Annotated in this window: 5 protein-coding genes and 1 pseudogene; 4 read left to right on the top strand and 2 right to left on the bottom strand. The window is 45.6% G+C overall.

Annotation, left to right across the window (positions count from 1 at the left end):
* The coding region (gene rlmD, locus HP456_RS19410; protein ID WP_172254165.1) for a 23S rRNA (uracil(1939)-C(5))-methyltransferase RlmD at positions 1 to 643 on the top strand (643 nt) is incomplete at its 5' end.
* Positions 644 to 699: 56 nt separating this feature from the next.
* Here rlmD and HP456_RS19405 read toward each other — a convergent pair.
* Together HP456_RS19405 and HP456_RS19400 are read right to left on the bottom strand one after the other, a co-directional pair.
* Positions 700 to 1,103 (bottom strand): annotated as a pseudogene (locus HP456_RS19405) (zinc-binding dehydrogenase); the annotation flags it as partial.
* Positions 1,104 to 1,226: 123 nt separating this feature from the next.
* On the bottom strand, positions 1,227 to 1,820 hold the full coding sequence (locus HP456_RS19400; protein ID WP_172254161.1) for a YdeI/OmpD-associated family protein: 594 nt from the start codon (positions 1,818 to 1,820) through the stop codon (positions 1,227 to 1,229).
* 218 nt (positions 1,821 to 2,038) lie between these two features.
* Between HP456_RS19400 and HP456_RS19395 the strand changes: the two genes are divergently transcribed.
* The 3 genes from HP456_RS19395 to HP456_RS19385 all read left to right on the top strand — a co-directional run bounded on the left by HP456_RS19395 (position 2,039) and on the right by HP456_RS19385 (position 5,176).
* Entirely contained in the window at positions 2,039 to 2,611 is a 573-nt protein-coding gene (locus HP456_RS19395; RefSeq protein WP_172254159.1) for an isochorismatase family protein, read from the top strand.
* A 473-nt stretch (positions 2,612 to 3,084) separates the two neighbouring features.
* Positions 3,085 to 3,255 (top strand): 5'-nucleotidase C-terminal domain-containing protein, encoded by a 171-nt coding sequence (locus HP456_RS25690; protein ID WP_376766241.1) that lies wholly within the window; start codon positions 3,085 to 3,087, stop codon positions 3,253 to 3,255.
* A 265-nt stretch (positions 3,256 to 3,520) separates the two neighbouring features.
* Positions 3,521 to 5,176 (top strand): FAD-binding dehydrogenase, encoded by a 1,656-nt coding sequence (locus HP456_RS19385; protein ID WP_172254167.1) that lies wholly within the window; start codon positions 3,521 to 3,523, stop codon positions 5,174 to 5,176.
* Positions 5,177 to 5,295: the final 119 nt, after the last annotated feature.

Below are 5,295 nucleotides of genomic sequence, written 5' to 3'. Positions count from 1 at the left end.
CCTCTGGATGGAAAACACAGACTGGGCGGACCGTACGCAGGCAGAGAAAATTCATCTGCTTGCAGGAAGGGATTATATCAATGACGAAATGGATGGATACCGTTTCCGCCTTTGGTTTGATACATTTTTCCAGACGAACCCGGTGCAGGCGCAGAAACTCGTTGACTTGGCGGTTGAGATGAGCCAGCCGAAGAAGACGGAGAAGATGATCGACCTCTTCTGCGGGGTGGGTACATTCTCCCTCCCATTTGCCAGCAGAGTAGAAAAGCTTGCCGGTATTGAAATCGTCGAAAGCTCGATTGAGTCCGCTAAGCGTAACGCTGAGGATAATGGAATCACGAACACGTACTTCCTTGCAAAAGATGCACGGAAAGGAATCGACCAGGTGCTGGAAAGCTTCGGCCACCCGGAATTATTGATGCTCGATCCCCCGCGCTCTGGTGCAGGTGGTAAAGTCATGAGAAGAATCGGCCGTTCCCAGCCTGAACGAATTGTGTATGTGTCATGCAACCCGGATACATTCGCGGAGGATATCAAGGAACTTGAACCATTCGGCTACACGCTTGATGCCGTTCAGCCGGTGGATCTTTTCCCGCATACCGTTCACGTTGAATGTGTCGCAACATTGACGTTGAATAAATAAAAGAAAGGCCCGTTCCAGACTAACGCTTTTAGGCAGTCCGGTATGGGCCTTCTTTTTTATGGGATCAATAAGATTTTGCCGGTACTTTTGCGGCTTTCGAGCAGTTCATGGTCTTCCTTGCCGTCTTTCAGATCGAATAACACCGGATCTGCCACCTCAGATCACCATTTACAATCCGGTCAAATAATTGGCTTGAACGAGTGATTCTTTCCTTGCATGAAGTGAGGACATTCCGCAAATCTCCGTCGGTGATCGTTTTTGATGTATCCATCAACATTCTTGGATCCACAGGTTCAGGATCTCCACCTGCCATCTCAAAAAACACAACTGTTCCGCCAACTCTCGTAGCAGAGAAACTATCGGATAATGGAGATCCGACTGAATCGAACACCACATTTGCACCCAGTCCTTCAGTGGCGCACAGTGTCTTCTCAACCCAATTGTCCCGATACAAAAAGATGAAAACGTAAAGGAATGGGGAAAAACAAATTCTACAACTCAGCTCGCAGGGAGTCAGTGATATTCCAGCAGGCAATGATCGTTTTTGCAAACCTTTGACTTAAATGTATAACTGACAAGCTACCTAATCATTCAATCCCTTCCCATCAAGGATATGCTGCATATATTTTTCAACCCTTGATTCGCGGGTCTTGGATTGTTTTGCTTTTGAAAAATAAAGAATGTATGCTCTTTGACGTCCCGGAGTCAAGGCATCAAAAGCAGTTTTCAAATGGGGGAATTCATCGAACTTAGTTTGTAGTTCTTCAGGAATTATGTAATCCGTGTTCTTTTTGAACACCACTTCCAGACCGGCTTTTTCAACTTCGATGGCTTGTTGGATATAGTCTTTCAAGACGGCTTCCATTTCAATAATCTCCTCGGCATTGGAGAACCGTATCTGCCGTGCGGACTGCACATTCTCCGTCTGTTGAATCAGTATCCCATGAGAATCCTTCAACAGGGAGCCTTTGTGAAAAAGAAGTGCACAATATTCTTTAAATCCATGGATTAATACGATGTTTTTATTCTCAAGCGTATAACAGGGATGCATCCACTTAAACTCTTCAGTCAGGTCACAGTCAAGAACAATCTTTCTCAACGCTTCATATTCAGCTTTCCATTGTTGGGCTTTATTTAAAAATGCATCAACCTCTGGATTCGTTTTACTATTTGTCATCAAGGAACAACCTTTCTCTTATCGTTTTTAGTTCATTTTACCTTTTTTTGTTCAAGTAACCTACCTGTTCATTTTTTCAATAATATGAACATAGAAGGATTCTCCCTATTTCAAGTCGAATATTACATACATAAAACTAAAGGGGGCGGTTTCCGTGAAAAGACATTCAAAAACGCTTAATAATAGTAGAAGGAAATTGATAAAAAGGGGAGATTGTATTGAAGCAGGCATTGCTCGTCATTGATGCACAGCAGGAATTGATTGAAGGAAACGATAACGAAAAGCCGGTGGTTCACAAGGAAAAACTGATTGAAACGATCAATCACGTCATCGGGAAGGCGGTCGAAGCGGATGCGAGCCTCGTTTTTGTTCGTGATCGCGACGTAGCAGGAGGTAAGGGGGACGGATTCCAGGTACATAGGGGAATCAAAGTGCCTGAACATGCTGTCACCTTTGATAAGCTGGCGACGAATTCTTTTTACGGCACGGGGCTGCTCGGCTTTTTAAAAGAGGAAAAAATCGGACACGTGGTGGTGATGGGTTGTCAAACGGAGCATTGCATCGATACAGCCGTCAGGTATGCAACCGTCAGCGGAATGGACGTGACACTGGTGGCGGATGGCCATTCTACGAAAGATTCACCGGCATTGTCGGGAGAACAGATCATCCAGCATCATAATCATGCGCTTAATGGTCACTACAATGTGGATCATTTTTCAGACGTGAGACAATCTGAAGAGGACATTTTTCAGCCGAAACATGATGAATACAGAAAGAAATATGGAATGTAAATATTGCAGCGGAAGTTCATTCTATCAGTAATCGTGCTGATAGGATGGGCTTTTTTTTGAGCTAAATAAATTAGAGTCAGGAGGGAGCGGGTGTAAAAAAAAGGAAAAACGAGTGATTATGCATGAAAGTTCATAGAATAATGCCTTAGACTCATAGATTAATGACCAAAACTCATAGAAAAATAGATGAAACTCTATGATTTTCCCCTGAAACTCATAGAATACTGGTCACTTACCAGTTTAATAGCTTATAAAGCTGCAATGTTGCATCTCACTTGAGGTAATCCGAACATTAAGGGAGGCAAAATATATGACTTTATCAACAAGAACCAGGAATATCATTCACATTCTTTACAAAACTATAATCTCCTATTAAAAATGATGTACTACGTTGAAGGTGACTAAAGAACAGGGGATCAGAAAGCCCCTCAAGGTCAAAAAGTGGTAGAGATGACCGATTCAGCAGGGATGAGATTCAGCCTGAAAAAGTGTATTCCGTCGCATTGACCAGTTACCTCGCCACAGGAGGAGACGGGTTTACAGCTTTTAAAAATGGAACGAAGCAAGTCGAAGGGCCGCCGCTATTAGATTCTTTTTCACCTATATCATTCAATCAGGCGGAAGTATTACCCCGCCGGAAATGAACAGGATCAAGATCCGATAGAGCGTGGAAAAAGCAGCTTTTACGGCTGCTTTTTTTGTGCAGTTGTTTTTCATCTTAACTAAGGCAGCTTCAACGATTTAATACAGTCCGGGATGGAGCAATATAGATAAAAATCTGTTCTGTTGTTAATTGTATAAATTTTCAAATAATTAATTGACCCCAATTCATGGCCAGGTTTATACTGAAACTAATGGACGTAAACCGTTATGTAATAACAGGTATGAGAGAAAGAAGTGTGGGATGAAATGGAGTATGATGTGATCGTTGTGGGTGCCGGAATTGCAGGTCTTACTGCAGCAGCAGAAGCGGCTGACGCCGGCAGAAAAGTGCTTTTGCTCGATCAAGAACCCGAAGCTTCTTTCGGAGGACAGGCCTGGTGGTCATTCGGCGGGCTGTTTCTAGTAAATTCCCCGGAGCAGAGGAGGCTTGGGATAAAGGATTCAAAAGAATTGGCCTGGCAGGATTGGGTCGGGACAGCGGGCTTTGATAGAGAAGAGGATGAAGATTACTGGGCACGGAAATGGGCAGAAGCGTATGTCGACTTTGCCTCAGGTGAGAAACGTGCTTGGCTGCATGAGATGGGCATCCGGTTCTTTCCGGTTGTAGGCTGGGCGGAAAGGGGCGGACATCTTGCGGATGGGCACGGAAATTCGGTACCGCGGTTTCATATAGTATGGGGGACTGGACCGGGAATTGTCGAGCCATTTGAAAGACGGGTCAGTGAACATATGAAGAAAGGGTTGGTTACTTATCTTCCCAGGCACCGTGTGGACCATCTCATCAGTCAAAATGGATCGGTTACAGGAGTGGCCGGTTCGGTCCTTGTCCCGAGTTCGTCCCTCAGGGGAGAAGACAGCAGCCGGGACGTGATCGGAAGCTTCAAGTATTCTGCTCAAGCTGTACTGGTATCGAGCGGAGGGATAGGGGCGAACCATGATCTGATCAGGGAGAATTGGCCGGAAAGATTAGGAAGCCCTCCTGTGAAGATGATTTCAGGCGTCCCCGCACATGTTGACGGGAGAATGCTTGGCATTACGGAAGAAGCGGGAGGCAGGATTGTCAATCGCGACAGAATGTGGCACTACACAGAAGGCATTACGAATTGGAACCCGGTGTGGGGTAATCACGGGATCAGGATTCTGCCCGGCCCGTCGTCCATTTGGCTCGATGCAACCGGGAAGAGATTCCAGGCACCGAACTTTCCTGGATTTGATACATTGGGAACGCTCGAGGCTATTCAGAAAACAGGCTATGATTATTCCTGGTTCATACTTACGCAAAAAATCATTGAAAAGGAATTCGCCCTGTCAGGCTCAGAACAAAATCCGGACCTTACCGGAAAAAGTCTTCGCAAAGTTTTGGGAAGGGCACTTCCAGGAGCATCCGGACCTGTACAAGCTTTTATGGATAAAGGGGAAGATTTCATCATATCTGATAATTTGGAAGATCTCGTCAGCCGTATGAACAACTTAACTGGAGAAAGATTACTAAATTTGACAGAGATTAAGAGACAAATAGAAGCAAGGGACCGTGAGATAGACAATACGTTTACAAAGGATCTTCAAATTACCGCCATGCGTGGAGCACGCCATTATATTGGAGATAAACTGATACGTGTGGCTCGGCCCCATAAGATCCTCGATCCGAAAAACGGGCCGCTCATCGCCGTCAGGTTAAACATTGTCAGCCGCAAAACATTGGGCGGACTGCAAACGGACCTGGACGGCAGGGTCCTCGATGCTTCCGGTAATGTCATTCCAGGTTTGTACGCAGCAGGTGAAGCATCTGGATTTGGCGGAGGAGGGCTGCATGGCTACCGCGCCCTTGAAGGAACATTCGTGGGCGGATGCCTTTTCAGCGGCCGGGTTGCCGGTCGGGCGATAAGCAGGGATGTAACGTAAATCATGAGGGGTTCGACTTTCATCTCATCCGGAAAAGAGTAAAGGCGTGGGGAATCCTGGAAAAGAGGGTGGGACAAAAGTGTTTTAGTCTAAGTAAAACCCGAACTAATTTGCCTTCT

Origin of the sequence: Bacillus haikouensis, assembly GCF_013179555.1 — a bacterium.
Lineage (GTDB): Bacteria > Bacillota > Bacilli > Bacillales > Bacillaceae_B > Rossellomorea > Rossellomorea haikouensis_A.
This window is presented reverse-complemented; position numbering and strand designations above follow the sequence as displayed.